The organism is Serratia sp. CY37869, assembly GCF_052168895.1.
Classification (GTDB): Bacteria; Pseudomonadota; Gammaproteobacteria; order Enterobacterales; family Enterobacteriaceae; genus Serratia; species Serratia ureilytica.
In genome coordinates this window covers 670,930-696,824 of the sequence record NZ_JBJNLU010000001.1, presented here as the reverse complement: position 1 = coordinate 696,824, position 25,895 = coordinate 670,930, and the positions used below count along the sequence as shown (strand labels likewise).

21 protein-coding genes and 1 tRNA gene are annotated in these 25,895 nt (G+C 62.3%); 8 read left to right on the top strand and 14 right to left on the bottom strand.

The window, feature by feature from the left end:
* Window positions 1–68 precede the first annotated feature (68 nt).
* Window positions 69–1,013: an NAD-dependent epimerase/dehydratase family protein gene (locus ACJ8J1_RS03390; protein ID WP_046687430.1), complete on the bottom strand. Its 945-nt coding sequence runs from the start codon at window positions 1,011–1,013 to the stop codon at window positions 69–71.
* Window positions 1,014–1,080: 67 nt separating this feature from the next.
* Window positions 1,081–1,911 (bottom strand): alpha/beta fold hydrolase, encoded by an 831-nt coding sequence (locus tag ACJ8J1_RS03385; protein WP_033643735.1) that lies wholly within the window; start codon window positions 1,909–1,911, stop codon window positions 1,081–1,083.
* A gap of 220 nt (window positions 1,912–2,131) precedes the next feature.
* On the opposite strand from ACJ8J1_RS03385, the gene ACJ8J1_RS03380 reads away from it, so the two are divergent.
* The 5 genes from ACJ8J1_RS03380 to ACJ8J1_RS03360 all read left to right on the top strand — a co-directional run bounded on the left by ACJ8J1_RS03380 (window position 2,132) and on the right by ACJ8J1_RS03360 (window position 10,629).
* Entirely contained in the window at window positions 2,132–3,535 is a 1,404-nt protein-coding gene (locus ACJ8J1_RS03380; protein ID WP_172448699.1) for an aldehyde dehydrogenase family protein, read from the top strand.
* A 259-nt stretch (window positions 3,536–3,794) separates the two neighbouring features.
* Complete coding sequence (katG, locus tag ACJ8J1_RS03375; protein WP_442520321.1) at window positions 3,795–5,990, top strand: catalase/peroxidase HPI; 2,196 nt, start codon at window positions 3,795–3,797, stop codon at window positions 5,988–5,990.
* 524 nt (window positions 5,991–6,514) lie between these two features.
* Window positions 6,515–7,414, top strand: a complete 900-nt coding sequence (locus ACJ8J1_RS03370; RefSeq protein WP_162997205.1) for a VOC family protein — start codon at window positions 6,515–6,517, stop codon at window positions 7,412–7,414.
* A 44-nt stretch (window positions 7,415–7,458) separates the two neighbouring features.
* Window positions 7,459–8,745: an alginate export family protein gene (locus ACJ8J1_RS03365; protein WP_240993312.1), complete on the top strand. Its 1,287-nt coding sequence runs from the start codon at window positions 7,459–7,461 to the stop codon at window positions 8,743–8,745.
* Window positions 8,746–9,246: 501 nt separating this feature from the next.
* A complete protein-coding gene (locus tag ACJ8J1_RS03360; RefSeq protein WP_122016236.1) occupies window positions 9,247–10,629 on the top strand; it encodes a serralysin family metalloprotease in 1,383 nt (460 codons plus the stop codon).
* A 105-nt stretch (window positions 10,630–10,734) separates the two neighbouring features.
* Here ACJ8J1_RS03360 and ACJ8J1_RS03355 read toward each other — a convergent pair whose 3' ends face one another.
* From ACJ8J1_RS03355 to ACJ8J1_RS03330, 6 genes are all read right to left on the bottom strand, one after another.
* Window positions 10,735–11,787: an NAD(P)H-dependent flavin oxidoreductase gene (locus ACJ8J1_RS03355; protein ID WP_122016235.1), complete on the bottom strand. Its 1,053-nt coding sequence runs from the start codon at window positions 11,785–11,787 to the stop codon at window positions 10,735–10,737.
* Window positions 11,788–11,883: 96 nt separating this feature from the next.
* Window positions 11,884–13,494, bottom strand: a complete 1,611-nt coding sequence (locus ACJ8J1_RS03350; RefSeq protein WP_033643743.1) for an MFS transporter — start codon at window positions 13,492–13,494, stop codon at window positions 11,884–11,886.
* Complete coding sequence (locus ACJ8J1_RS03345; protein ID WP_033643744.1) at window positions 13,487–13,912, bottom strand: DoxX family protein; 426 nt, start codon at window positions 13,910–13,912, stop codon at window positions 13,487–13,489. The genes ACJ8J1_RS03350 and ACJ8J1_RS03345 overlap by 8 nt, the downstream gene beginning before the upstream one ends.
* 9 nt (window positions 13,913–13,921) lie before the next feature.
* Window positions 13,922–14,752, bottom strand: a complete 831-nt coding sequence (locus tag ACJ8J1_RS03340) for an alpha/beta fold hydrolase (RefSeq protein WP_033643745.1) — start codon at window positions 14,750–14,752, stop codon at window positions 13,922–13,924.
* Between the two features lie 142 nt (window positions 14,753–14,894).
* On the bottom strand, window positions 14,895–16,292 hold the full coding sequence (locus tag ACJ8J1_RS03335; protein WP_004928618.1) for an MFS transporter: 1,398 nt from the start codon (window positions 16,290–16,292) through the stop codon (window positions 14,895–14,897).
* Between the two features lie 171 nt (window positions 16,293–16,463).
* Window positions 16,464–17,654, bottom strand: a complete 1,191-nt coding sequence (locus ACJ8J1_RS03330) for a sugar transporter (protein WP_033643746.1) — start codon at window positions 17,652–17,654, stop codon at window positions 16,464–16,466.
* Window positions 17,655–17,914: 260 nt separating this feature from the next.
* Between ACJ8J1_RS03330 and ACJ8J1_RS03325 the strand changes: the two genes are divergently transcribed.
* A complete protein-coding gene (locus ACJ8J1_RS03325) occupies window positions 17,915–18,601 on the top strand; it encodes an aspartyl/asparaginyl beta-hydroxylase domain-containing protein (RefSeq protein WP_033641388.1) in 687 nt (228 codons plus the stop codon).
* Between the two features lie 17 nt (window positions 18,602–18,618).
* Here the strand turns inward: ACJ8J1_RS03325 and ACJ8J1_RS03320 are convergent, their stop codons facing one another.
* Window positions 18,619–19,551, bottom strand: coding sequence for an aromatic alcohol reductase (locus ACJ8J1_RS03320; protein ID WP_033643747.1), 933 nt, complete (start codon window positions 19,549–19,551; stop codon window positions 18,619–18,621).
* A gap of 86 nt (window positions 19,552–19,637) precedes the next feature.
* Between ACJ8J1_RS03320 and ACJ8J1_RS03315 the strand changes: the two genes are divergently transcribed.
* Window positions 19,638–20,057: a winged helix-turn-helix transcriptional regulator gene (locus tag ACJ8J1_RS03315; RefSeq protein WP_033643748.1), complete on the top strand. Its 420-nt coding sequence runs from the start codon at window positions 19,638–19,640 to the stop codon at window positions 20,055–20,057.
* Between the two features lie 29 nt (window positions 20,058–20,086).
* Here ACJ8J1_RS03315 and ACJ8J1_RS03310 read toward each other — a convergent pair whose 3' ends face one another.
* From ACJ8J1_RS03310 to ACJ8J1_RS03290, 5 genes are all read right to left on the bottom strand, one after another.
* Window positions 20,087–20,803: an ABC transporter ATP-binding protein gene (locus ACJ8J1_RS03310; protein ID WP_033643749.1), complete on the bottom strand. Its 717-nt coding sequence runs from the start codon at window positions 20,801–20,803 to the stop codon at window positions 20,087–20,089.
* A complete protein-coding gene (locus tag ACJ8J1_RS03305) occupies window positions 20,800–21,675 on the bottom strand; it encodes an ABC transporter ATP-binding protein (RefSeq protein ID WP_033643750.1) in 876 nt (291 codons plus the stop codon). The genes ACJ8J1_RS03310 and ACJ8J1_RS03305 overlap by 4 nt, the downstream gene beginning before the upstream one ends.
* Window positions 21,672–22,958 carry a high-affinity branched-chain amino acid ABC transporter permease LivM gene (gene livM, locus ACJ8J1_RS03300; RefSeq protein WP_033643751.1) on the bottom strand — a complete coding sequence of 429 codons (1,287 nt, stop codon included), beginning with the start codon at window positions 22,956–22,958 and terminating at the stop codon, window positions 21,672–21,674. Before livM ends, ACJ8J1_RS03305 begins: the two co-directional genes overlap by 4 nt.
* A 10-nt stretch (window positions 22,959–22,968) precedes the next feature.
* Window positions 22,969–23,883 carry an ABC transporter permease subunit gene (locus ACJ8J1_RS03295; RefSeq protein ID WP_033643752.1) on the bottom strand — a complete coding sequence of 305 codons (915 nt, stop codon included), beginning with the start codon at window positions 23,881–23,883 and terminating at the stop codon, window positions 22,969–22,971.
* Window positions 23,884–24,007: 124 nt separating this feature from the next.
* Window positions 24,008–25,126, bottom strand: a complete 1,119-nt coding sequence (locus tag ACJ8J1_RS03290; RefSeq protein ID WP_016927040.1) for a branched-chain amino acid ABC transporter substrate-binding protein — start codon at window positions 25,124–25,126, stop codon at window positions 24,008–24,010.
* 456 nt (window positions 25,127–25,582) lie between these two features.
* Here ACJ8J1_RS03290 and ACJ8J1_RS03285 point away from each other — a divergent pair.
* A tRNA-Asn gene (locus tag ACJ8J1_RS03285) sits at window positions 25,583–25,658 on the top strand.
* Window positions 25,659–25,895: the final 237 nt, after the last annotated feature.

Here is a 25,895-nt window from a genome sequence, read left to right as displayed (position 1 = left end):
CGAGAGGATCATGAGGGCAGAGTGATGACAGGGTGCCGAATGCGCCTGCTCATGGCGCGACGGACGCCTCAGCGCGGCGCTTGCGCGTTTTTCCACTCCCGCCAAATCGTTTCCAGCCCGGCGCGATACGTCGTGACGGCGAAGTCGGGAAAACGCTGTTTGAACTTGGTCGAGTCGAACAGGTTATCGTGCTCGTAGCGCGGCAGCAGCTCGCGCATCTCTCGCGCCCCGGACGAAACCAACCCCGCGGCGATCAACGCCCATTTGCCGATAACGGAATATGAAATGTCCTTCCCAAACACCTCGCAGGCCAACGCGGCGAACTGCGCATAGGTGAGCCGCTCGTCGCAGCACGGGAGATGCCACGTCTGGCCGAACGCGTCGGGCGTATTGCCGAGCCGGGCTAACCCACGGCTGGCGTCGGGCGTCCAGATCAGCGTGCGCAGCCTGTCGTCGCGAACCGGCACGCGCGGTTTTTCCCCCGCTTTCAGCCTGTCGACGATCAGCGCATTGGTGAAGCTCTGCGTTTTTCCCGGCCCATAAAACTCGGGCGCACGGCCGATCAGCACGGGGATCTGCTTGCGCTCCATCTCGTCGAGCACCTTCTCGGTCATCAGAGCGCGCACCCGTCCCTTGCGCCCCCGAGGCGCGAACGGCGTCGATTCCGTCTGCGGCTCGCCGTTCTGCGGATACATATAGGTATTGTCGAAATAAACAAAGGGCACGCCCGCGGTACGGCTGGCGTCCAACGCATTCTGCAGCATGGTCGGAAATTGCCGCTCCCACAGCGCCGAATCCGGCGGCAGGCCGGCGGCGAAATACACCACGTCGCTGCCCTTCACCGCCGCCAGGGTCTGCTGTGCATCGAGCAGGTCGGCCGCGACCAGCGTATCGCTGTCGTTGACCTTCCTCGGGTTGCGGCTGACCAATCTTAAATCATCGGTGTACGCGCGCTTCAGTTCACGCGCCAGCTCTTGGGCGATCTGGCCACTGGCGCCCAGGATCGTTTGCATTGGCGTTCCTCATCGCAATGAAAAAAACTCCGCCCACTCAGGGCGGAGCAAAAGTGCTTGTTCGCGCTTAACTGTTCACGAACGCCAGCAGATCGGCGTTGACCTGATCGGCATGGGTAGTCGGTATGCCGTGCGGCGCGCCCTTATAGGTATGGAGCGTGCCGTTTTGCACCAGCTTGGCCGACAGCGCGCCGGAATCCTGATAAGGCACCACCTGGTCGTCGTCGCCGTGGATCACCAGCACCGGAATGGCAATCTTCTTGAGATCTTCGGTGAAATCGGTCTGCGAGAAGGCGACGATGCCGTCATAGTGCGCCTTGGCGCCGCCCATCATGCCCTGCCGCCACCAGTTCCAGATAATGGCCTCCGACGGTTTGGCGCCCGGACGGTTATAGCCGTAGAACGGGCCGGCGGGCACGTCGTAATAGAATTGCGCCCGGTTGGCGGCCAGCTGCGCCTGGAAATCATCGAATACCGATTTTGGGGTGCCCTGCGGGTTACTGTCCGTTTTCACCATCAGCGGCGGCACCGCGCTGATCAGCACCGCTTTGGACACCTTGTCCTCGCCGTGGCGCACGATGTAGCGCACCACCTCGCCGCCGCCGGTCGAGTGGCCCACGTGCATGGCGCCCTGTACGCCGAGGTGTTTTACCACCGCGGCGACATCATCGGCGTAGTGATCCATGTCGTGCCCTTCCCACACCTGGCTGGAGCGGCCGTGGCCGCGGCGATCGTGCGCAACCACGCGGAACCCTTTGTTCACGAAGAACAGCATCTGGGCATCCCAGTCATCGCTGGACAGCGGCCAGCCGTGGTGGAAGTAGATAACCTTGCCGTTTTTTGGGCCCCAATCCTTGTAGAAAATCTCGACGCCATCGCTGGTCGTTACATAACCCATGTCGTTTCTCCCATTTACACTATGGTTAAAAAAGAAGGTTTATACTGCGCACGGCGCCGGGATCTCTGGCTCCCTCATCCCGGTTGGCCGACGATCTTGCGTTGATCGTTTAACGAGTATAGGTTTAAAGTTCACTTTAAGGTCAAACACAATTCGGCAAACCGCATTCCCGCTTTCACTCGGCATCAGGAGAATTCAAGTGCAGGGAGATGACATCCTCATGACGATGGAGCCGCGGCTTGCCGCCCAGCGCCACGCCTTCCTGCGCGACGGCGCGCCGACGATGCAACAGCGCAAGGCCGCCCTGCGCCGCTTGCGGAGCGCCATTCTGGCCCAGCGCGCCGCGCTGGCGGCGGCCGTCAGCGCGGACTTCGGCCACCGTTCGCCTTACGAAACCGATATTCTGGAGATTCTGGTCACCGTTCAGGCGATCGATTACCTGCTGCGCAACCTGAAACGCTTCATGAAGCCGGAGCGCCGCCACGTCGCCCTGCCGTATCAGGCCGCACGCGCCTATGTGCAATATCAGCCCAAGGGCGTGATTGGCATCATGGCGCCGTGGAACTATCCCTTCTCGTTGACCTTCATCCCGCTGGCCACCGCCCTGGCCGCCGGCAACCGCGTGATGCTGAAACCTTCGGAGCTCACGCCGCATACCAGCCGCCTCATCGAAACGATGCTGGCGGCGCTGTTTCCCGCCGATGAGGTCGCCGTCGTGACCGGCGGGCCGGACGTCGGGGCCAGATTCAGCGAGCTGGCGTTCGACCATCTGGTGTTCACCGGCAGCACGGCGATCGGCCGTCAGGTCATGCAGGCGGCCGGCAAACATCTGGTGCCGTTAACGCTCGAACTGGGCGGCAAAAGCCCTGCCGTCATGGCGCGCGGCGCGGTTAACGCCAGAAACGTCAAGAGCGTGGCGTTCGGCAAGCTGTCGAACGCGGGCCAAACCTGTATCGCGCCCGATTACCTGCTGATTCATCAGGACGATCTGGCAAGCTTCATGGCGCTCTATGACGCGGCGGTTAAAAGCTTTTATCCCGACGGGCCAACCGGCGACGACTACGGCGCCATCATCAACGACAGGCACTATCGCCGCTTGCAAGCGCTGCTTGCCGACGCACAGGCGCGCGGCGCGCAACTCCATCCGGTCGGCCACCGCCCGGACTCGGCGTCTGAACGGCCGAACACGCTGGCCCCTACGCTTATCGTCGGCGCCCCCGATGACAGCGCGATCATGCAAGAAGAGATCTTCGGGCCGCTGCTGCCGGTGCGCACCTACGCCGCCTTTGATGAAACGATCGACGTTATCAACGCCGCGCCCCGCCCGCTCGCGCTCTACTACTTCGGCCCGCCGGGCGAGGATCGGGACCGGCTGCTGGCGCGCACCGCCTCCGGCAACGTCAGCATCAACGCCACCCTGCTGCACTTCGCCCAGGACGACCTGCCGTTCGGCGGCATCGGCCCCAGCGGCATGGGGGCCTGTCACGGCATCGAAGGATTTCGGGCGCTGAGCCACGCCAAAGGCGTTTTCATCCAGAGCCGCTGGCGCTTTACCGACCTGCTGCGCGCGCCGTTCGGCAAGCTGGCGGACGCAGTGCTCGCGTTCATGTTGCGGCGCCGATAACGCGGCGTGTTGACTATCAATAGCACACCCATAAATCGCCGCAAGCTATCACAATATTCACTCATTCCTATTTTATCTCTCCGCCGCCGCTGACTAAGCTTAGCCCTATGTCCCCCTTTGCCCGTTGGCGGCGAGGGTGACGTCAATCGATTGAGTTCAGTTATTTAGCGCAACACCCGACGCAAGCCTTACCCGCATGCCTTGTTAACCGCTCCACGCCCGGCGGCTGGAGCATCTTTACGGAAGCAGAGAGCGCATTATGACAACTGAAAGCAAATGCCCGTTTTCGGGCGGCAAGCAGCCCGCACCGCAGAACGGCCCCACCAATCAGGATTGGTGGCCTAATCAGCTCAGCCTGAAACCGCTGCACCAGCACTCCCCCCTGTCCGATCCGATGGATAAAGACTTCAACTACGCCGATGCCTTCAACAGCCTCGATCTGGCGGCGGTCAAACAGGATCTGCACGCCCTGATGACCGACTCGCAGGAATGGTGGCCGGCGGACTTCGGCCACTACGGCGGCCTGTTCATCCGCATGGCCTGGCACAGCGCCGGCACCTACCGCATCGGCGACGGCCGCGGCGGCGCAGGCGAAGGCCAGCAGCGCTTCGCCCCGCTCAACAGCTGGCCGGACAACGTCAGCCTCGACAAGGCGCGCCGTTTGCTGTGGCCTATCAAGCAGAAATACGGCCGCAACATCTCCTGGGCCGACCTGATTATCCTGACCGGCAACGTGGCGCTGGAATCGATGGGCTTCAAAACCTTCGGCTACGCCGGCGGCCGCGCCGACACCTGGGAGCCGGACGACGTCTACTGGGGCTCTGAGAAGATCTGGCTGGAACTGAGCGGCGGGCCGAACAGCCGCTACTCGGGCGACCGCGATCTGGAAAACCCGCTGGCGGCGGTGCAGATGGGCCTGATTTACGTCAACCCGGAAGGCCCGGACGGCAATCCCGATCCGGTGGCCGCCGCGCGCGACATCCGTGAAACCTTCGCCCGCATGGCGATGAACGACGAAGAAACCGTGGCGCTGATCGCCGGCGGCCACACCTTCGGCAAGACCCACGGCGCCGGCCCGGCGTCTCACGTCGGCGCCGATCCGGAAGCCGCCGGACTGGAAGCGCAGGGCCTCGGCTGGCACAGCACCTTCGGCTCCGGCGTCGGCAAAGACGCCATCACCAGCGGCCTGGAAGTCACCTGGACCACCACCCCGACCCAGTGGAACCACGACTTCTTCCGCCACCTGTTCGAATACGAATGGGAGCTAAGCCAAAGCCCGGCCGGCGCGCACCAGTGGGTGGCGAAAGACATCGGTGAAACCATTCCCGACGCCTTCGATCCCAACAAAAAACGCCGCCCGACCATGCTGACCACCGACCTGTCGCTGCGCTTCGATCCGGCCTACGAGAAGATTTCGCGCCGCTTCTATGAGCACCCGGAGGAGCTGGCTGACGCCTTCGCCCGCGCCTGGTTCAAGCTGACCCACCGCGACATGGGGCCGCGCGCGCGCTACCTCGGCCCGGAAGTACCGCAGGAAGCGTTGATTTGGCAGGATCCGATCCCGGCGGTCGATCATCCGCTGATCGATGAGCAGGACATCGCCGCGCTGAAAAACGCCGTGCTGGCTTCCGGCCTGTCGGTGTCGGCGCTGGTCTCCACCGCCTGGGCTTCCGCTTCCAGCTTCCGCGGCTCAGACAAGCGCGGCGGCGCCAACGGCGCGCGCATTCGCCTGGCGCCGCAAAAGGGCTGGGCGGTCAACCAACCTGCGCAGCTCGCCGCGACGCTGGCCAAGCTGGAGAGCATCCAACGCGCCTTCAACGATGCGCAGACCGGCGGCAAGCGCGTCTCGCTGGCGGATCTGATCGTGCTGGCCGGCGCGGCGGGCGTGGAACAGGCGGCGAAGAACGCCGGTTTCACCCTGACGGTGCCGTTCGCCCCGGGCCGCATGGATGCCTCGCAGGAACAGACCGACGTGGACTCCTTCGAGGCGATGGAGCCGCTCGCCGACGGTTTCCGCAACTTCCTGAAGGGCAAATACCGCGTGCCGGCCGAAACGCTGCTGGTCGACAAGGCGCAGCTGTTGACCCTGACCGCGCCGGAAATGACGGTGCTGGTCGGCGGGCTGCGCATGCTCGGCGCCAACGTCGGCGGCACGCAGCACGGCGTGTTCACCCACCGCCCGCAGGCGCTGACCAACGACTTCTTCGTCAACCTGCTCGACATGGGCACCACCTGGCACCCGGTCGGTGAAGACGGCCTGTTCGAAGGCCGCGATCGCCGCAGCGGCGCGGTCAAGTGGACCGGCACCCGCGTCGATCTGGTGTTCGGTTCGCACGCGCAGCTGCGCGCGCTGGCCGAAGTCTACGGCAGCGCCGACGGGCAAGAGAAGTTCGCCCACGACTTCGTCGCCGCCTGGAACAAAGTGATGAACCTCGATCGCTTCGATCTGGCGTAACCCCCCCGCAACGGTCTGCTTCGGCAGGCCGTTTTTCCTCCCGAGAGCAACACTGCCTCCGCTCAGCGCCAGCCGTAGCGCACGTCGTTATATTTCTTTTCCCGCTTATTCGTATTTACTCAACAAGTCATATAAAAATTTGATGGGCGGCAATTCTTTTAATGCTGTATTTATATTTAGAGGGCAATGAAGAACGTAAATTCAGCGCGCTAATACGATATATCCCATCAAGGAGAACACCGTTATGGATTATCCTCAATTCACTTCAACACGCGGCGAGGCGGGCCGTATTATCAGCGCCGTCCCTTAGCGATAGCGGGCCTGCTGGCCCGGCGCCTCACCGTTTACGCCAATAAGAATAAATGTTCTGCGCCTGCGCCATATTCGCCGGGGCGTCAGAACCTCGCCCCTATTTAGCGTTTCATCACGCGCGTTGCGTTTTTAGCTTTTATTTTTCAGCCGACGGGAAAGCTCATGGGAAATTACGCTTCACTCAGGAAAATAACCGCTACCTGGAGGTCAACATGCAACATATTATCGGCATTTCTTCTCGTCGGCTGAGAATATCGGCCCTTGCGCTGCTGCTCCCGGCGATGTCATGGGCGGCCGATACGGCGTCTGTCGCCGTAGGGCCGCAGTATGACACCACCCATGTCTACGTCGAACGCGGCAAGATGGATGCCTTTGTCGACAGCATCCTGAAAACCTTCGGCGGCACCAGCACCGAACGCGTGCTGGTCAACGTCACGCCCACGCCCAGCGAAACCTACTCCCAGCTGATACTGACGCCGGCCGGCAGCTTCTCGGTGTTCGATTTCAAAACGCCGATCCCGCATCCGTTTGGCGCCGAGCGCAACGGTTTTCTGGTCAGGGATATGGACGCCGCCATCCGGCAAGCCAAGGCCGCCGGCGCCGATGTGCAGGTCGAACCCTTCGACGATCCGATTGGCCGCGACGCAGTGATCCAGTGGCCCGGCGGCGTCAACATGCAGCTTTATTGGCACACCAAAGCGCCCAACTACAAGCCGCTGCTGAGCGTGCCGGAAAACCGCCTGTACCTCTCCGCCTATCGCGTCGACGACTTCCTGAACAGCTATCGGGCATTCTCGCACGCCAAGGTGGCGAGCGACGCGCAAGTCAGCGATGCGGCGATCGGCCGTAACGGCAACGGCAAGATCCGCCAGATCGAACTGGACTCCCGCTTCGGCAAAACGCGCATTTTCGTCACCGACGGGCATCTGCCTTATCCGTTCGGCCATGAGCGCACCGGCTATGGCGTCGACGATCTGTCGGCCACGCTGGCCAAAGCGACGGCCAGCGGCGCGCAGGTGCTGTGGCATTCGACGGCGGCGGAACGCCGCGCCTCGGCGCTGGTGAGCTTCCCCGGCGGCTATATCGCCGAAATTCACCAGACGGCTAAATAAACCCAAGGCGCGCTGCGGCGCGCTTTTTTCTTCGGATATCCATGATGAAACGCACGCTACCCGCACTGTTGCTGTTCTCCACGCTCCCCGCGCTGGCGGCGGAGCCCGCCGCTTCCCCCTGGAAAAACATCCCGTTGGGCGATGCGGCCACGTTGTCTTTCGACGGTTCACTGCGCGAGCGCTATGAATGGACGGATCAGCGGGATCTGAACGGCGGACGCGACGACACCTTCATGCAGCGCTTGCTGGTTGGCGCGCGCCTCGACTACGGCGACTATGTCGGCGCCTATGTGCAGGTGGGATCGTCGCTGGCCACGCCGCGCGACCGCGGGCGCAAGCCGACCGACGAAGATCATGCCTACTTCGGCCAGGGCTATGTGGATATGAAACTGCCCACCGCCTACGGCCTCGGCACCCTGCGGATCGGCCGCCAGGAGATTGCGCTGGGCTCGCTGCACCTGCTGGGCACCCGCGACGGCCCCAACGTGCGCCGCTCCTTCGACGCTATCCGCGCCAGTTGGGTCAAGGACAAAAACCGCCTCGACGCCTTTATCGGCCACCCCATTACGCTCAAAACCGGCAGTTTCGACGACGATACCGACAACAGCCAAAAGGTATGGGGGCTGTACGGCACCACACCGCTGACGCCGCTGGCTTCCTCGCTCGATCTTTATACCTTCGGCTTTGAAGATAACGACGCCCACTACGCGCAGCTCAGCGGGCAAGAGCGGCGCTACACCGTCGGCGCGCGCATTTTCGGCGCGGCGCAGGGCTTCGACTGGGACAATGAGACCGCCTGGCAGTTCGGCAGCGCGGAACAGCGCGACATCCGCGCCTGGTCAGCGTCGGCGCACGCCGGCTATACGGCGAACGACTGGCGCTGGCGGCCGCGCTTTGGCGGCAAAATCGGCATCGCCAGCGGCGACAAAAACGGTCACGACGGGCAGCTCAATACCTTTAACGCCATGTACCCCAAGCTGCCCTACCTGACCGAGAACGGGCTGGTGGCGCCGGCGAACCTGATCGCCATCCATCCTTCGGTCACGATCACGCCGTGGCAAACCCTGTCCATCGACTTCAGCTGGGACGCGTTATGGCGGCAACGCCGCGAGGATGCCTTCTACCTCGGCCCGATGCGCCCGGTGAAAGGCAGCGCGCAGGGCTCGCGCTTTATCGGCAACCAGTATCAGGTCGAAACCACCTGGACACCGCGCAGCGATCTTCAGTTCAAGGTGGCCTATGTCTACTTCGACGTCAGCAACAGCCTGCAGCACCATGCCGGGCTGAAAAGCATGAACTTCGTCCTGGCGCAGGGCACCTACAGTTTTTAAGTATCAGGCAAGTTAATCGGTGTACGCGGGCGCCCTCAATAATCCCGTATCCGATTAATGACGACAGCCGGCGTGTGGCCGCCTCTATGCGTTACGGCAATGGCGGCTACTCACCGCATTTCACAGATAAAAAGCTGGAAAAGCAGAAAGATAAATCAGCGACGCAAACGCCGCGCGCCGATTACAGAGAAATATTAAATAAAGATTTAATTCCAACGAGTTATTTAAACACGTCTTTTACTCATATCTTATGTAAAAGATTCATATAAGAATAACTCATTAATAAAATAATTATGTTTATACTGCTTTAACTCAATCACAGTGCACAATTAATTCCTCACCGTGATTAATGATAAGGATATATTCCGCTTGAACGCAATATTCAAGCCAGACCAAGGAGGCAAGCCAATGATATCACTTTAATTACCCCTGATTTTCAAACCTGTGTACGAGCATATAGAGCGTTAGGTGCAATATTGTCAACGTCCAAAGGAGTTTGATATGTCATTAGCGACCGATAAGATTTCCGATTATTTAACCCGTTATGAAAGAGGCGATCACGCGGGGAGCAGTAAACCGTCATATACCACGCAAGAGGTTTCAGATCTGCTGCTGAGGAGCCATTATTCCGCCAATGGCAAAGGCGTGACCGACCATGCGGCTACCTTGACCTACTCTTTCCCCGTCTATACCGGCAGCGACAAGACGGGCGCCTCGCAGCTTACCGCCGCCCAGCAAGCCCAAACCAAGCTTTCATTACAATCCTGGTCGGATGTGGCCAACATCACGTTCACCGAGGTTAAAGGCAACGACGCGAAAAATGCAGATATAAAGTTTGGTTTTTATAAGGCGGCCAGCGGGGGCAATTACACCTCGTATGAAAGTACGCAGAGCAATCTAAAAAGCACCATTTGGATCAGCGGCAATAACGGCTACGACGCCTCCAATCCGCAAACCAATAACTACGCGAGGGATACGCTGACTCATGAAATAGGGCATGCGTTGGGGCTTTCTCATCCCGGCAATTATGATGCGTCAAATGCCACCTACCCCACCTACGCCAACTCGGCGAAGTATTATGAAGACGACCATCAATATTCTTTGATGAGCTATTTTAACGAACAATACACCAGCGCTGACTATAAAGGCGTTTGGCCATCAGGGCCGCAGCTGGATGATATTACCGCCATACAGAAGCTTTACGGCGCGAATACCACCACGCGCACCGGCGATACCACCTATGGTTTCAACTCGAATACGGACAGAGACTTTTTGAGCGTTAAGGCGTCCACGGACAAAATCGTGGCGGCTATCTGGGATGCCGGCGGCAATGACACGCTGGATTTTTCAGGCTACAGCCAGGATCAGCGCATCAACATTAACGAAGGCGCATTCTCTGATGTCGGCGGCTTGAAGGCGAATATCGCCATCGCCTACGGCGCGCAGATTGAAAATATCATCGGCGGCAGCGGCGCCGACATTCTTGTGGGCAACGCGCTGAACAATACGTTAAAAGGCGGTGCAGGCAACGACATCATTTACGGTGCCGGCGGCGCCGATCAGCTCTGGGGCAATGCAGGCGCGGACACCTTCGTCTTCCGCGAAGCCGGCGACAGCCAAGCCGCCGCGCCGGATTGGATCCGCGATTTCCAGACGGCGGTGGATAAAATCGACCTGTCGTGGCTCAACCAGACGGCTAAGGCCGAAGGGAGCGAATTGCACTTCGTGGATAGTTTAAGCGGCTCTTTGTATGAAGCGGCGCTGAATTATGACGCGCAGCAGAATGTCACCGATCTGGCCATCAATCTCTCCGGCAATCAATTGCCTGATTTCCTTGTCAAAATCGTTGGGCATGTCGACGCTTCCGCCGATATTCTCGTCTAGCCAAGAAACCAACAGTCCGGCGCGAACGCCGGACTGTTCATCTCTTATCAGGCCTCACCCCGGCGTCTTTTTACATTGCCACAGCAATAAATCGCGCCGACGAGGTCACACCGCTTCCAGCTCCGCCGCCAGGGTGGCGACCAGCTCCGCCGCCGGCATCGGCCGCGCCAGGCCTACGCCCTGCCCGGCCCACAGCGACATAAACTCCGCGCGTCCGGCCTTGGCCGCCGCCTGGCGAATATCGCCGGTGAGCGCGTTCTGCACCGGATAAGGCAGGATCTGCGCCTCTTCCGCGCGCATCTGCCGCATGAAATCATTGACGATGCCGCGCGCCGGGCGGCCGCTGAAGGCGCGCGTCAGGCGCGTGCTGTCATCGCCAGCGTTGCGCAGCGCCGCTCGCCAGGCTTCGGCGATGCCCGACTCCGGGCTGCACAGGAATGCGGTGCCCAGCTGCGCCGCCTGCGCGCCCAGCAATTGCGCCGCCGCGATGCCGCGCCCGTTCATGATGCCGCCTGCGGCGATCGCCGGGATCTTCACCGCCGCCGCCACCTGCGGCAACAGGGCCATCAGGCCGACGCAGGACTGTTCGATATCGCCAAGGAAGGTCGGGCGATGCCCCCCCGCCTCCGCGCCCGAGACGCAGACGAAGTCGGCGCCCGCCTCTTCCCAGGCGCGGGCTTCCGCCACCGTGGTGGCGGTGCCGATCACCCGCGAGCCGGCCTTCTTGAACTGCGTGACCGTCGCGCGCGGCAGCACGCCGAAGGTGAAGCTGACCACCGGCGGCGCAGCCTCCAGCAGGGCCGCGATCTGGTCGCGGTTGTTTTCGGCGAATTGGGTCGGCATGGGCGGTTCACTCAGCCCCAGCGCTTCGCGGAACGGCCGCAGCAGGTGCTGGGCGCGCTTGAGCTCGGCGAGATCCGGGTGCTGCTCATCGAGCAGAAACAGATTGATGTTGAACGGCGCGGCGGTCTGCGCGCGGATCTGCTGCACGCGCTCGAGGATCACCGCCGGGGAAAACAGCGCCGCCGCGCACGATCCCAGCGCCCCGGCGTTGCTCACCGCCACCGCCAGCGCCGGCGGCGACGCGCCGTTCATCGGCCCCTGAACGATCGGATAGCGCAGCCCAAGCTCGCGGGCAAAAGCAGAAGGTGCCGTCATCAATATGTCTCCCTGTGCTGACTACATTCGTCTTACGGCGGCCGCGCCGCCGAACCGACCAAAAGCATAGCACCTTCTCACCGCCTGGCCGTGCAGTTAATGCTTCACCTGACGCCGGTCGAGCGACAGGAAGTGATGCACCACCGGTTTCTCAGGGCCGATATGGAAGCGCAGCGCCTCCTGCTGCAGATCGGCATCGGCGTGCGATACCCGCTGGTGCTGCCGCAGATGCTCCGCCCAGGATTCCACCAGGAACCACTCCATGATGCATTCCGGATCGCCGGTGTGCTCGGTGATGCCCCAGGCGTAAGCGCCATCGCGGCGACGCGCCCGCTCCAGCATCAGCAGCGTACGCAAGAACTGCGGCCGATCCTGCTCGCGAATGCGGTACTCCACCTGAATCATCACCGGGCCGCGATCGTTCTCGACCGGCGTGTTAACCAACGGCTCCGGCCAATGGTTCGACGGCTGCAGATCGGCCTCACCGGTCGGCAGACGCAGGCGGTGGAACAGCAGCCCCGCCGCCAACAGGCCGACGCCGCCGACCAGCAGCGTGGCGGCCACGCCCAGCTCCTGCGCCACCAGCCCCCACAACAGGCTGCCCGCCGCCATCGCGCCGTTGAACACCATCAGATAGATGGCCAGGCCGCGGCCGCGCACCCAGTTAGGCAGCACGCCCTGCGCCGCGCCGTTGAGCGTGGTCAGCGCAATGATCCAGCCGGCGCCCAGCACCAACAGCAGCACCACCGCCAGCCACTGCGGCGGCGCCAGCGACAGGGCCGCCATTACCGCCGCCGTCAGCACCGCCGCCAGCAACACCAGCCCGTCGGCGTTCAGCCGCTGGCGCAGGCGCGGCAGCACGATCGCCCCGAGGATCGCCCCGGCGCCCACCGCCCCCAGCAGGACGCCGTAAAAACCGGCGCTGCCGCCCAGCATGCGGCGCGCCACCAGCGGCAGCAGCGCCCAAACCGAGCTGGAGAAGGCGAAGAACACCGCCGCCCGCAGCAGCACCACGTGCAGCTCGCGGCTGGAACGGGCATAGCGCAGCCCGGCGCGGAAGGCGCCGAAGAAGTGTTCCGACAGGCCGCTGTCCTCAACCTTCGGCCGCTTCCACCACAGCAGCGCCGCGATCACCAGCACATAGCTCATCACGTCCGCGCCGTAGGCCGCGCCGGCGCCGAAGCTGGCCAGCAGCAAACCGCCGGCCGCCGGGCCGATGGAGCGGGCGATGTTGATGCCCAGCGAGTTCAGCGCCACGGCGTTTTTCAGCTCGGCGCGCGGCACCAGCTCCGGCACGATCGCCTGCCAGGTCGGCCCCATCAGCGCCGCGCCGATACCGCCGACGAAGGTCAGCGCCAGCAGGTATTCCACCGTCAGCGCGCCGGTCTGCGACAGCAGCAACAGGCTGCCGCTGACGCAGGCCAGCAGAATTTGCACGAAGATCAGAAAGCGTCGCCGATCGAGAATGTCCGACAGCACCCCGGCCGGGATGGCCAGCAGGAACACCGGCAGCGTGGCGGCGGTTTGCATCAACGCCACCGCCGAAGGGTTGCTCGACAGGTCGGTGATCAGCCACGAGCTGGCGACGTCGCGCATAAAACTGCCGACGTTGCCGAGCACCGTGGCGCCCCACAGCACCGCAAATAATGGAATTTTCAGCGGCGCGAAGCCGCCCGCCGCCGCCTTGTTTTCCGTCTGTTCAGCCATCCGTTCGCTCCTTCAAATCGTTAAATGCCACCAGCAACAGCGCGCCGGCCAGCCCGAGGTGTTCAAAAAATCCGTTCATCATCAGGTCGCGCTCCGTCCCGTCGAACTGCCAGAACGGATTGGCCATCAGCGTCGCCATCAGGGTAAAACCGGCCAGCGCCAACGCGCCGAGCCAGCGATAAAAACCGCTCAGGATCAGCGCCGACGCCGCCAGTTCCAGCAGCGTCACCAGCACGGCGAACAGCGCCGCCGGCTGCAGGCCGAAGTGGGCCATCTCGGCGATGGCGCCCTCAACGTTCAGCGCCTTGACCAGCCCGCCCTGAATATAGGCGGCGCAGATCGCGAGCAGCAGCACCCAGCGCACCGCAGGCGCGTGCAGCCGCTGCGCGCAGCGGGCGGCGATAACAGTCAGGTTCATCGCGCCCCCTTAAAACGGTGAATTCTGGATGAAGGCCAGCAGATCGGCGTTGAAGCGATCGGGATCGGCCTGCGCCAAACCGTGAGAGCCGCCAGCGTAAACATTCAGCTCCGCCTGTTGCATAAGCTTAGCGGCTTTCAGCGCCGAGGCGCCGATCGGCACGATCTGATCGGCGTCGCCGTGCACCAGCAGCGTCGGCTTGTCGATCGCCAGCAGATCGGCGGTGTAATCCACTTCGGAGAACGCGCGCACGCAGTCGTACTGCCCTTTCACGCCGCCCTGCATGCCCATCAGCCAGAAGCTGTCGATCAGCCCCGCGTTGCTCTCCACCTCGTCGCAGTGGAAGCCATAGAACGGCACCGCCAGCTCTTTGAAGAACTGCGAGCGGTTGCCCGCCACGCCGCTGCGAATGCCGTCGAACGCCGCCATCGGCGTGCCCTCTGGGTTGACCGGCGTCTGCAGCATCAGCGGCGGCACGGCGCCGACCAGCACCACCTTCGCCACCCGATCGCTGCCGTGACGGCCGATGTAGCGCGCCACTTCGCCGCCGCCGGTGGAATGGCCGACCAGGATCAGATCGCGCAGATCCAGCGTTTCGATCAGCAGGGCCAGATCGTCGGCGTATTGGTTGATGTCGTTGCCGTGCCAGGTTTGATCAGAACGGCCGTGGCCGCGGCGATCGTGGGCGATCACGCGGAACCCGCTCTGGCCGAAAAACAGCATCTGGTTGTCCCAGGCATCGGCGGACAGCGGCCAACCGTGCGAGAACAGGATCGGCTGGCCGCGGCCCCAATCCTTATAGAAAATGCGTGCGCCATCGGGCGCGGTAAGAGTGCTCATGACGTGTTCCCCGCTCGGTATCGAATTGGATTTTGGACGGGTTAACAGTACGGCAGGCGCAAAGGCAGTGATAACGGAATAATTTTCGCATGATCGCGAGTTTTTTTGCTGAAGAAGCCGGCGTCGCCGCCGGCGCAAAACGTCAGATGTTTTCCAGATCGATACCGCGCGTTTTTGGGCCGAATAGCCCGATCACCAGCATCACGATCAGCATGCTGGCGACGATAAACGCGATCACCCCCAGCGAACCGCCGTACTGCAAGATAATGCCGATGATGATGCTGCTGAACACCGTCGACAGCCGGCTGAAGGAGTAGCAGAAACCGACGGCGCGGGCGCGGATATGGGTCGGGAAGATCTCGGATTGATACGAGTGGTAGCTGTAGGTCAGCCAGGCGTTGGACCAGGTGATGAAGAAACCGCACAGGATCAGCCACAGCGGGTTGTTCTGCAGTGCGAACAGCGAGCCGAAGATCACCGTCACCAGGCAGGACAACACGATCTGCCACTTGTTCTCCATCTTGTCGGCGTAGAAGCTGCACAGCAGCGAGCCCAGCGGGTAGGCCAGCGTGATAAAGAAAGCGTACAGCAGGCTGTGGGTGACCGACGCGCCCTTGCCCGACAGCAGCGCCGGCAGCCAGTTGCCGAAGCCGAAGAAGCCGATGGCCTGAAAGAAATTCATCACTACCAGCATCAGCGTGCGATCGCGATATTGCGGCGCCCAGATGTCGCGAAAGCGGCCGCGCAGCGGCGCTCCCTCGGCATCGTCCACCGGGCGCGACGGGAAGTCCGCGGCCGCCACGCCGCAGCGCCGTTCCATGTCCCGCATTACCTGCCGGGCCTGCGCATAGCGCCGCTGTTGCACCAGCCAACGCGGCGACTCCGGCAGCCCCTTGCGCACCAGCCAAATCACCAGCGAAGCCAGCGCGCCGGCGATCACCACATAGCGCCAGCCGCTCAGCCCCCAAATCGTCTGCGGCACCAGCCACCAGGACATCAGCGCCACCGCCGGCACCGACAGAAACTGCACGAAGAACGCGAAGGCGAAAGCCCGGGTGCGCAAGTGCGCGGGCACCCACTCCGTCAGGTAGGTATCGATGGTCACCAACTCGATGCCGAGCCCGACGCCCACCAGAAAACGCAGAAAGATCACCCATTCCGCCTGCTGTTGAAACGCCAACAGCAGCGAGAAGGCGCCATACCAGATCAGGGCGAACATAAAGGTGGCGCGCCGGCCGAAGCGATCGGCGTACGGGCTCAGCAGGCTGGCGCCGACGAACAGGCCGAGAAAGGTGGCGGAGGCAAAGGCCGCCTGATCCGACACGCCGAAAACGCCCTGCGCACCGGTGTGGAAAATGCCGTCGGCGATAAGGCCGGTGCTGATATAGCCGGTCTGGAACAGATCGTAGAGTTCGAAAAAGCCGCCCAGCGACAGCAGAATGATAAAGCGCCACAGGCCGGCCGACGCGGGCAAGGCGTCGATTCTGGCCGCCAAATCCCGCGCATGGATCGGCGACGCCGCTACAGATTCACTCACCATTAACCTCGCATTAACATTTTTGATGACTTTCTATGCTAGCGAAGCGGCGTCGGAGTTAAATTTTTAATTAGCAGACTATGAAAAAAAGTTAAGCATAAAACGCTGCAGCAGCCTGTTTTATAGCAGGAAAATGTAGCGCGGGATGCCGCAGCGGCATCCCGAATCGGCAGGTTAACGGCTGTGGTGCTGCTGCAGCCGTTCGCTGCGGTAGGCGCTCAGCAAGCACCAGCCGAGGGCGATCAGCGCCAGCGGCGCGGCGACGAAGCCGATGTTGCCCATGCCCAGATGCAGGCTCACCTGGTTGCCCAGCAGCGCGCCGCTGCCGATGCCGAAGTTGTACAGGCCGGAGAAGATCGCCATCGCCACGTCGGTGGCGTCCGGCGCCAGGCTCAAAACCCTGGCCTGCATCGACAGGCCGATCGCCATGATCGCCATGCCCCAGAAGATGCACAGCACCGTCAGATGGCTTTCGCTGCCGGCGGCCGGCAACAGCAGCAGCAGGCTCAAGGCCAGCAGCGTAATGGCGCCGATAAAGAAGCCGGAAGGAAAACGCTCGCTGTAGCGGCTGAACAGCAGGCTGCCGACGATGCCGGCGGCGCCGAACAGCAGCAGCATCAGCGTGGTGAAGTTCTCCGACAGCCCGGCCACGGTCTGGATAAACGGCTCGATGTAGCTGTAGGCGGTGAAGTGCGCCGTCACCACAATGATGGTCAGCATGTACAGCGCCACCAGCGCCGGGCGCTTGAACAGCAGCGGCACGCTGGCCAGCGAACCGGAGTGCTCGCTTTTCAGCACCGGCAACAGGCGCCACAGCAGCACCAGCGCCAGGGTGGCGCACACCGCGATGCCGATAAAGGTCATGCGCCAGCCGAGCAACTGCCCCACCACCCGCCCGAGCGGCAACCCGAGCACCATCGCCAGCGCGGTGCCGCCCGCCAGCAGGCTCAGCGCCTGGGCTTTCTTGCCCGGCGGCGCCACGCGGATCGCCAGCGAGGCAGTGATCGACCAGAACACCGAGTGCGCCAGCGCCACGCCGGCGCGCGAGATAACCAGCGTGGTAAAGTTCCAGGCCACGGCGGTCAGTATGTGGCTGGCGATAAACAGCATGAACACGCCGATCAACAGTTTGCGGCGCTCGATCTTGCTGGTCAGCAGCATGCACGCCAGCGAGGCGGCGGCGACGATCCAGGCGTAAATGGTAATGATCAAGCCGACCTGTTCGGTTTGCATCGAAAAGCTGGCGGCGATATCGCTCAGCAGACCGACCGGAATAAACTCGGTGGTGTTGAAAATAAAGGCCGAGACGGCGAGGATGACCACGCGCAACCAGGCGGTTGAGCGGGAAACGGGAGCGTGTTCCATGGTAAAAAAAATCCGGACAGGTGCGGGCAAGTCGCGATATTTTAACCAACCGGCCCGCTAAATGCGATACGCGTCACATTTTAATTGTGTGGTTTTTTTCACCGCCCATCGACACGCTCACCGACGCACGGTTGCCAAAATGCTGTGCTAATCTATTGAAGCGTACCAATTTTTCCTGCCGCTCTTCCCCGGCCGCCCACGCGCCGCGCCGAAGACCCGCGCAGTGTCCCTTTGGCGTTTCCTGAGGCGAGGTCATTATGATGTCCGCGATTTATGATTGGTCCGTACTTGCCCTGCGCAATGTTTACGATCGCCGCATCCAGGGCCAGCCGGTGCTCGACAGCGCGGCCCTCTTCCCCGACGCCGAACGCTTTACCGCCCAATGGCGGCAGATCCGCGAAGAGGCGCTGACGGTCGCCCACGATCTGCACAATATCCCGCGCTTCCACGAGATCATGAGCCAGCAGGCGTCCATCTCCGCCAACGACGCGCGCGACTGGCGCATGTTCATCATGAAGGCCTATGGCCAGCCCATCCCCCGCAACCTGGCACGCTGCCCGACGCTGGCGGCGCTGATCGCCTCCTCGCCGGACGTGTTGTCCGCGTCGCTCTCCTTCCTGGCGCCCGGCAAACAGGTGCCGCCCCATCGCGGCCCGTTCCGCGGCATTCTGCGCGGCTATCTGGTGCTGGACATGCCCAAACGCGCCGACGGCGCGCCGGCGGCGGTGCTGAAGGTGGACGGCCGCGAATACCGGCTGCGCGAAGGGGAGTTCATGCTGTGGGACGATACCTTCGAGCACGAGGTATGGAACGACAGCCCGCAGGTGCGCACCGTGCTGCTGCTGGACATTCGCCGCCGCGACATGCCCGGCGGGCTGCGGCTGCTCTCCAGCGCCATCATCGCGCTGGTGCGGCTGAACGTGCGCTGGATGCAGCGCCAGTTCTGACTGCGGCGCACAGGCGATTAACCGCCCTGAGAAGCCAGCCACTGGCCGGCGGTGGTGGCGGCCATGCCCTGGCGCGCATTGAAGGTGTTCGCCTTATCCCAGGCCACGCCGTCGGGTCGGGCGAAAGCCAGCCGGTATTTCGCGCCGACGTCATGCGGATGATTCCGCACCTCCGCCTGCAGCCTCTCTTTGTCCAACAGGACTCTGTTGACCTCCACGCCCCAGTGCGCCTGCATAAGATCGGCAAGCTCACGGTAGGTCAGCGTGTCCCCGGCGATATAGACCACCTGGTTGCGAAACGCGGGCCGATGGAAAAAAATCGCGGCCGTCAGCCGGCCAATGTCCTCGGGAGTGGTCAGCGTCACCGCATACTGCCAGTCACCCAGCGCGCGCACGGTTTTGCGTTCCACATCCACCACGCCAAAACCCGAGTCAAACAGGTAGCTGGTGAAAATACCCGTGGAAACAATCACCCACTCCGTTGCGCTCTGCGCGCGCAGCAGGTGACGCACCTCGAGCTGTTCATCCCACACCGGCTGCCCGCTGCCTTTACCGACGACATCGTAGTCCACGCCGAACTGCCACGGGAAGTAGCGCGCCACGCCGGCCTGCAAAACGGCCTGGGTGATCTTTATCTGCGTGCCCGCCCCGCCGACGAAGCCGCTGCAGTTGATTACCGCATCAAAGCCGCGCAGCAGCACGCTCAGCGCCTCCACCCCGCTTTGCTGCAGATCGCCTTCCACCACGGCGATCCCGAGCCGCGCCAGTTCATCCCGCCGCGCCCGGAGCGGGCCGCTCACGGCGCGGGCGGCCTCCGGCCGGAGCAGTACGCTGATTTTTAAAGATGGAGATAACTGAGCCTGCCGGCTCATCGCTCGCAGTACCGGCAGCCCCAGTTCGCCGGCGCCGAGTATCAGCACGGTATTGATGGATGGATTTGTGGATTTCATGCTTGCCTCCTGTCTTGACACTGCGTCATCCTGACAGCTGACAAAAACGGGTTCAATTAGGTACACGCGTGATACCGGGGAGGAATATGACGAGCGATCGGGAAGCGCTGCTGCAATTTTCGCAAGCGTTCTGTGAAGCATTGAGCAACGACGATGAAGGATTGAAGCGCGAGATCCTCGCGCATGCGGGCAACCGTTGGTCGCTGGGCGTATTGCATCTCCTGGGCACCCACGGGCCGCTGCGCCACGGCGAACTAGGCCGCCAATTAGCGGGCGTGACGCAGAGAATGCTGACGCGGACGCTGCGCCATCTCGAGCGGGATGGGTTGATATCGCGCTGCGATTATCAGGAAAAACTGCCCCGCGTGGTTTACACCATCACCGAGGCGGGGGAAGAAATGCTGCTCAACATGCTGCCGCTCTGGTCGTGGATTATCTCCTCCGCCGACGCCTTCAGGGCAGCCCGCTCGCACTACGATAGCCAAGAGCGCGACGCCGAAAAATGAACGCGGGCTTCCCTGCCCGCAGGCGGCTGTCAGCCGCCGCCCAGATACGCCTTTCTCACCTGCGGATCGTTCAACAGTTCTTCCCCGCTGCCGGTGAGGCGGATCTGGCCGTTGACCATCACATAGCCGCGATCGGACAGTTTCAGCGCATGGTTGGCGTTCTGCTCCACCAGAAACAGCGTCATGCCGCTGCGGGTCAGTTCGCGCAGCACCCCGAAGATCTGCCGCACCACGATCGGCGCCAGCCCCAGACTTGGTTCATCCAGCAGCAACAGCTTCGGCCGGCTCATCAGCGCGCGGGCGATCGCCAGCATCTGCTGTTCGCCGCCGGACATGGTCATCGCCCGCTGGTTGCGCCGCTCTTTCAGGCGCGGAAACAGCTCGAACATGCGCGGCAAATCCTCTTCCAGGTAGCGATTGCCGACGGTGATGGTGCCCATCAGCAGGTTCTCCTCCACGCTCATGTCCGGAAAGATGCGCCGCCCCTCCGGCGCCTGCGCGATGCCGCTGCTGGCAACAAAGTGCGTGGAGCGGCGGCTGATGTCCTCGCCGCGAAACAGGATCTGCCCGCCGGCGATACGCGGCTGACCGAAGATCGACATCAACAGCGTGGACTTGCCCGCGCCGTTGGCGCCGATCAGCGCCACCGTCTCCCCGGCGTTCACCTGCAGCGACACCTGGCGCAGCGCCTGGATCGGCCCGTAAAACACATCGACCTCGCGAAATTCCAACATCGTTTCGCTCATCCCGCCAGCTCCTCTTCGTCCGCGCCCAGGTAAGCGGCGATCACCGCCTCGTTGTGCTGAATCTCCTGCGGCGTGCCGCGGGCGATCACATCGCCGTGATCGAGCACGATCACCCGATCGGAGATCTCCATTACCATGCCCATGTCATGCTCGATCAGCAGCACCGTGATGCCGTGATGCTGGCGCAGGAAGCGGATGATGCGGCTCAGCGCGGCCGTCTCCACCGGGTTCAGCCCGGCGGCCGGTTCGTCGAGGCAGATCATCTCCGGCGCGGTGCACATGGCGCGCGCGATCTCCAGCCGCCGCTGCTGGCCGTAGGACATCTCCCCCGCCAGCCGGTTGGCGCAGTCCGCCAGATCCACCACCTCCAGCCAGTAGAAGGCGTGATCGAGCGCGGCGCTTTCCGCCCGGCGGTAGCCCGGCGTATTCAGCACCCCGGCGATCAGATTGCGGTTGCTCTGCATGTGCTGCGCCACCAGCAGGTTTTCCACCACCGACATTTCGCGGAACAGGCGGATATTCTGGAAGGTGCGCGCCAGCCCGGCGCGGTTGACCAGGTGGGTGCCGCCGAACATCTTGTAATAGAGGCGCGAACCGAGCCGCTTCGGGCGTATCCAGTCGCCGGCGCGGAACTTCTGCCCCAGCACCTGGATCACATCGGTCGGCCGCTTGTGGGTATTGAGCAGGATCGCGCCGCCGGTGGCGCGATAGAAACCGGTCAGGCAGTTGAACACCGTTGTCTTGCCGGCGCCGTTGGGGCCGATCAGGGCGGTGATGGAACCGCGCTCCACCTCCAGATTGACGTCGTTCAGCGCCTTGATGCCGCCAAAGCGCATCATCAGGTGTTCCACCCGCAAAATGGCGTCGCTCATGGCGCCACCCCCTTGCGTTCCGCAAAGCTGGCGCGGCTGATGCGCACCAGCCCGCGTGGCCGCCAGATCATCATCGCCACCATCAGCACGCCAAACAGCAGCACCCGGTATTCGGCGAAGCTGCGCAGCAGCTCCGGCGCCACCGTCAGCACAAAGGCCGCCAGCACCACGCCGAGGGTGGAGCCCATGCCGCCCAGCACCACGATCGCCAGGATCAGGGCCGACTCGAAGAAGGTGAACGAAGTCGGGTTAACGAACCCCTGGTAAGTGGCGAAAAACACCCCCGCCAGCCCGGCGGTGGAAGCGCCCAGCATAAACGCCGACAGCTTCACCAGCACGTGGTTCAGCCCGAGGGAGCGGCAGGCGATCTCGTCCTCGCGCAGCGCCTCCCAGGCGCGGCCGATCGGCATGCGCGTCAGCCGGTGCTTGATGTACAGCACCAGCAGCACCACCAAAAACAGCATCGCGTAGATGAAGATGAACTTGAGATTGGGATTGTAATCGATGCCGAGAAACTCGTGGATCGGCACCCCGCCGTCTTTAGCGCGCCGGCCGAACTCCAGGCCGAACACCGTCGGCGCCGGCACCGAAATGCCGTTCGGCCCGCCGGTGAGCGACATCCAGTTGTTCAGCACCAGCCGGATGATCTCGCCGAACCCGAGCGTGACGATGGCAAGATAGTCGCCGTGCATCCGCAGCACCGGAAAGCCCAGCAGCGCGCCCGCCAACGCCGCCATCAGCGCCCCGAGCGGCAGCATCGCCCAAAAACCGAGCCCGAGATACTGGTAGCCCAACGCCAGCCCGTAGGCGCCGATGGCGTAAAACGCCACGTACCCCAGATCGAGCAGCCCCGCCAACCCGACCACAATGTTCAGCCCCAGTCCGAGCAGCACGTAGATCAGGCCGAGGATCGCCACCGTCAGCAGGTATTTGGTGGCGACGAACGGGAACAGCAGCGCGATCGCCGCCATCAGCGGCAGGAACCAGCGCAGATTGGATTTATAGCCCAGCGGACGCACGTAAACGCCGTCGTTGCCGCCGTCGAAGCGCGCCAACACCTTGCGGCCCGGCGCGGTTTGCAGGAACAGGCTCAGCAGCAGCCGCCCGGCCATCACCGCGACGATGATCCACACCAGCCGGTGCGGCTCGAAGTTAAAGCTGTAGCCGTTCAGCACGATGCCGACGATCGGCCCGAACACGATCAGGGCGATCAGCCCGGCCAAAACGGCATCCAGCAGGCTGCGTTTGACGTTCAGCCCGCCGTTGATTACGGATTGCGACATGGCGTTCTCCTTAAACCTTGGCGACCAGCGGCCGGCCGAGCAGGCCCTGCGGGCGGAAGATCAGGATCGCCACCAGCAACCCGAAGGAGAACACGTCCTTGTAATCCGAATTCACCATGCCGGCGAACTGCGCCTCCGCCACGCCGAGCAGCAGCCCGCCCAGCATCGCGCCCGGCAGCGAGCCGATGCCGCCCAACACCGCGGCGGTGAAGGCCTTGATGCCGATGATAAAGCCGACGTAAAAATCGAAGGTGCCATAGTTCATGGTGATCAGTACCCCGGCCAGCCCGGCCATGGCGGCGCCGATCACGAACACCAGCGAGATCACCCGATCGGTATTGATGCCGAGAATCGAGGCCATTTTGCGATCCTGCTGGGTGGCGCGGCAGATGCGCCCCAGCCGGGTGCGCTGAATGATGTAGGTGAGGATCGCCATGCCGAGCAGCGACGCCACCAGAATGAACACCTTGGTGTAGGTGATCTGCACCACGCCGCCGTCGAATTCCAGGCGGAACACGCCGCTCAGCAGCGTCGGGATGCCCTGCTGGCGCGGCCCCTGGCTTATCTGCGCATAGTTTTGCAGGATTAACGACATGCCGATGGCGGAGATCAGCGGCGCCAGGCGGGTGGAGTTGCGCAGCGGCCTGTAGGCGATACGCTCGATCACCCAGCCGTACACCCCGGTGATGACGATGGTGAATACCAGCGTGCCGAGGATCAGCAGCGGGAACGATTGCAGCCCGAAGAACGACAGCAGCGCCAGACCGATGGCGCACAGGTAGGCGGAGATCATGTACACCTCGCCGTGGGCGAAGTTGATCATGCCGATGATGCCGTAAACCATGGTGTAGCCGATGGCGATCAGGCCATACACCGCGCCGAGGGTCAGGCCGTTGATCAGCTGTTGCAGAAAGAATACATCCATAATGAGCAGTCTCGCCTGGTAAGGCCGCCAACGCAGTCCGACGCGGCCCAAAGGTAGTCGCGGAACGGGCGCGCCAAGGCGGCGGCCCGTCGGTCATAGGGTCACACCCTCAATGTTCGGCCGTTTACAGTTGGTGATATTTGCCCTTGTCATCCCATTGATAGACCACGTAATCCGAGACCTTCAGATCGCCCTTCTGATCCCAGGCTTTTTTACCCATCACGGTGTCAACATCGTGCGACTTCAGCCATTCGGCGGCCTTGGCGCTGTCTTTGCCGCCGGTGGCGTTGAAGGCGGCGGCGATCGCCTGGATCGAAGCGTAGGAGTAAAGGGTGTACCCTTCCGGCTCAAAGCCGCTGGCGCGGAACTTGGCGATCACCGCCTTGCCTTCCGCGATCTGGCGCGGATCGTTGCCGAAGGTCATCAGCACGCCGTTGGTGTACTGCGGCCCGCCGGCGGCGGTCACCAGCTCTTCGGTCACCACGCAGTCGCCGGAGAAGAACTTGGCGGTCACGCCCTGCTCGCGCATCTGGCGCACCAGCGGCCCGGCTTCGGGATGGCAACCGCCGAAGTAGACCACGTCCGGCTTGACCGAAGCGATCTTGGTCACCAGCGCGTTGAAGTCTTTCTCGCCGCGCGACAGCCCCTCATACAGCACCTCTTTAACCCCGCGCTTGTTCATTGCCGCCTTGGCGGCGTCCGCCAGCCCCTGGCCGTAGGTGTCTTTATCGTGGATCACCGCTATGCGTTTGGCCTTCAGGGTATCCAGCATGTAGTTGGTGGCGATGACGCCCTGCTGATCGTCGCGCCCGCACATGCGGAACATGGTCTTCATGCCGCGCTCGGTGATCTGCGGGTTGGTGGAGCCGGGGGTAATGGCGATGATGCCGGCCTCGTCATACACCTCGGAGGCGGGCATGGTGGATGAGGAACAGAAGTGGCCGACCACCGCCGACACCTTGTCCTGATCCACCAGCCGGTTGGCGACCGCGACCGCCTGTTTCGGTTCGCAGGCGTCATCCCCCTGCACCAGTTTGATTTTTTCCCCTTTGATCCCGCCGGCGGCGTTGATGTCCGCCGCCGCCTGCGAAGCCCCGCGCCAATACTGATCGCCATAGGTGGCGTTCGGCCCGGAGAACGGCCCGGCGACGCCGATGACGATATCGGCCTGCGCGGAAAACGCCGTACCTAAACAACCGATGAGCAAAGCAGCGAGCGGACTTTTTATCAATTTCGATGACATTGTTATCTTCCTCAGCACTGTTGTAGCGAAACGCCCTGGGGCGCGGATCAGTCACTTTATGTGTAGACGGGGAAAATAATTTTCTTGAGAGCGCAGTCGCATTCCCCAAAAATGGGTAAGCAAAAATCCAGCCATTGTGACGACGAATACATATTGTTTGCTTATTCATCCTACATATCAGTTGCGGCGCGGCGTGTGGCGCCGTTAACCAGGGTCTGGCCAATACGGTTAGCGCGAGTGGAAGTATGGGTGGGAGAACGGCCCTGCACCATCGCCGTGCAAAGGCGTGTGCAAGCGGCGTCAAAACGATTGGGGATGCAAAAATCAACGCATAGCGATGGAAAATGCCGAAAAACAGCGCAAGGTGCTCATTCCCTCAGCAAACGCGCTTTTTTTGCAGTTTAGCGCTTTGACAAACCCCGGATGCCCCGCTATTATTCGCCCCGTTCACACGATTCCTCTGTAGTTCAGTCGGTAGAACGGCGGACTGTTAATCCGTATGTCACTGGTTCGAGTCCAGTCAGAGGAGCCATATTTAGAGAAGCCCGCTCAGGGAAACCCGAGCGGGCTTTTTGCTTTTTGCTTTTTGCTTTTTGCTTTTTGCGTTGCATGGCTGTGCGCAAAAATCGATACAACGCATCCTATCGTTATTTATCTATTAATTTTCGCCCTTATTTTATTTCAGTAGCGAAGCGCTCCTCATCAACACCGCGCCATATTGGACAGAAATCCTTATTCAAGCTAGATGTATATTATACCGTCACGAACT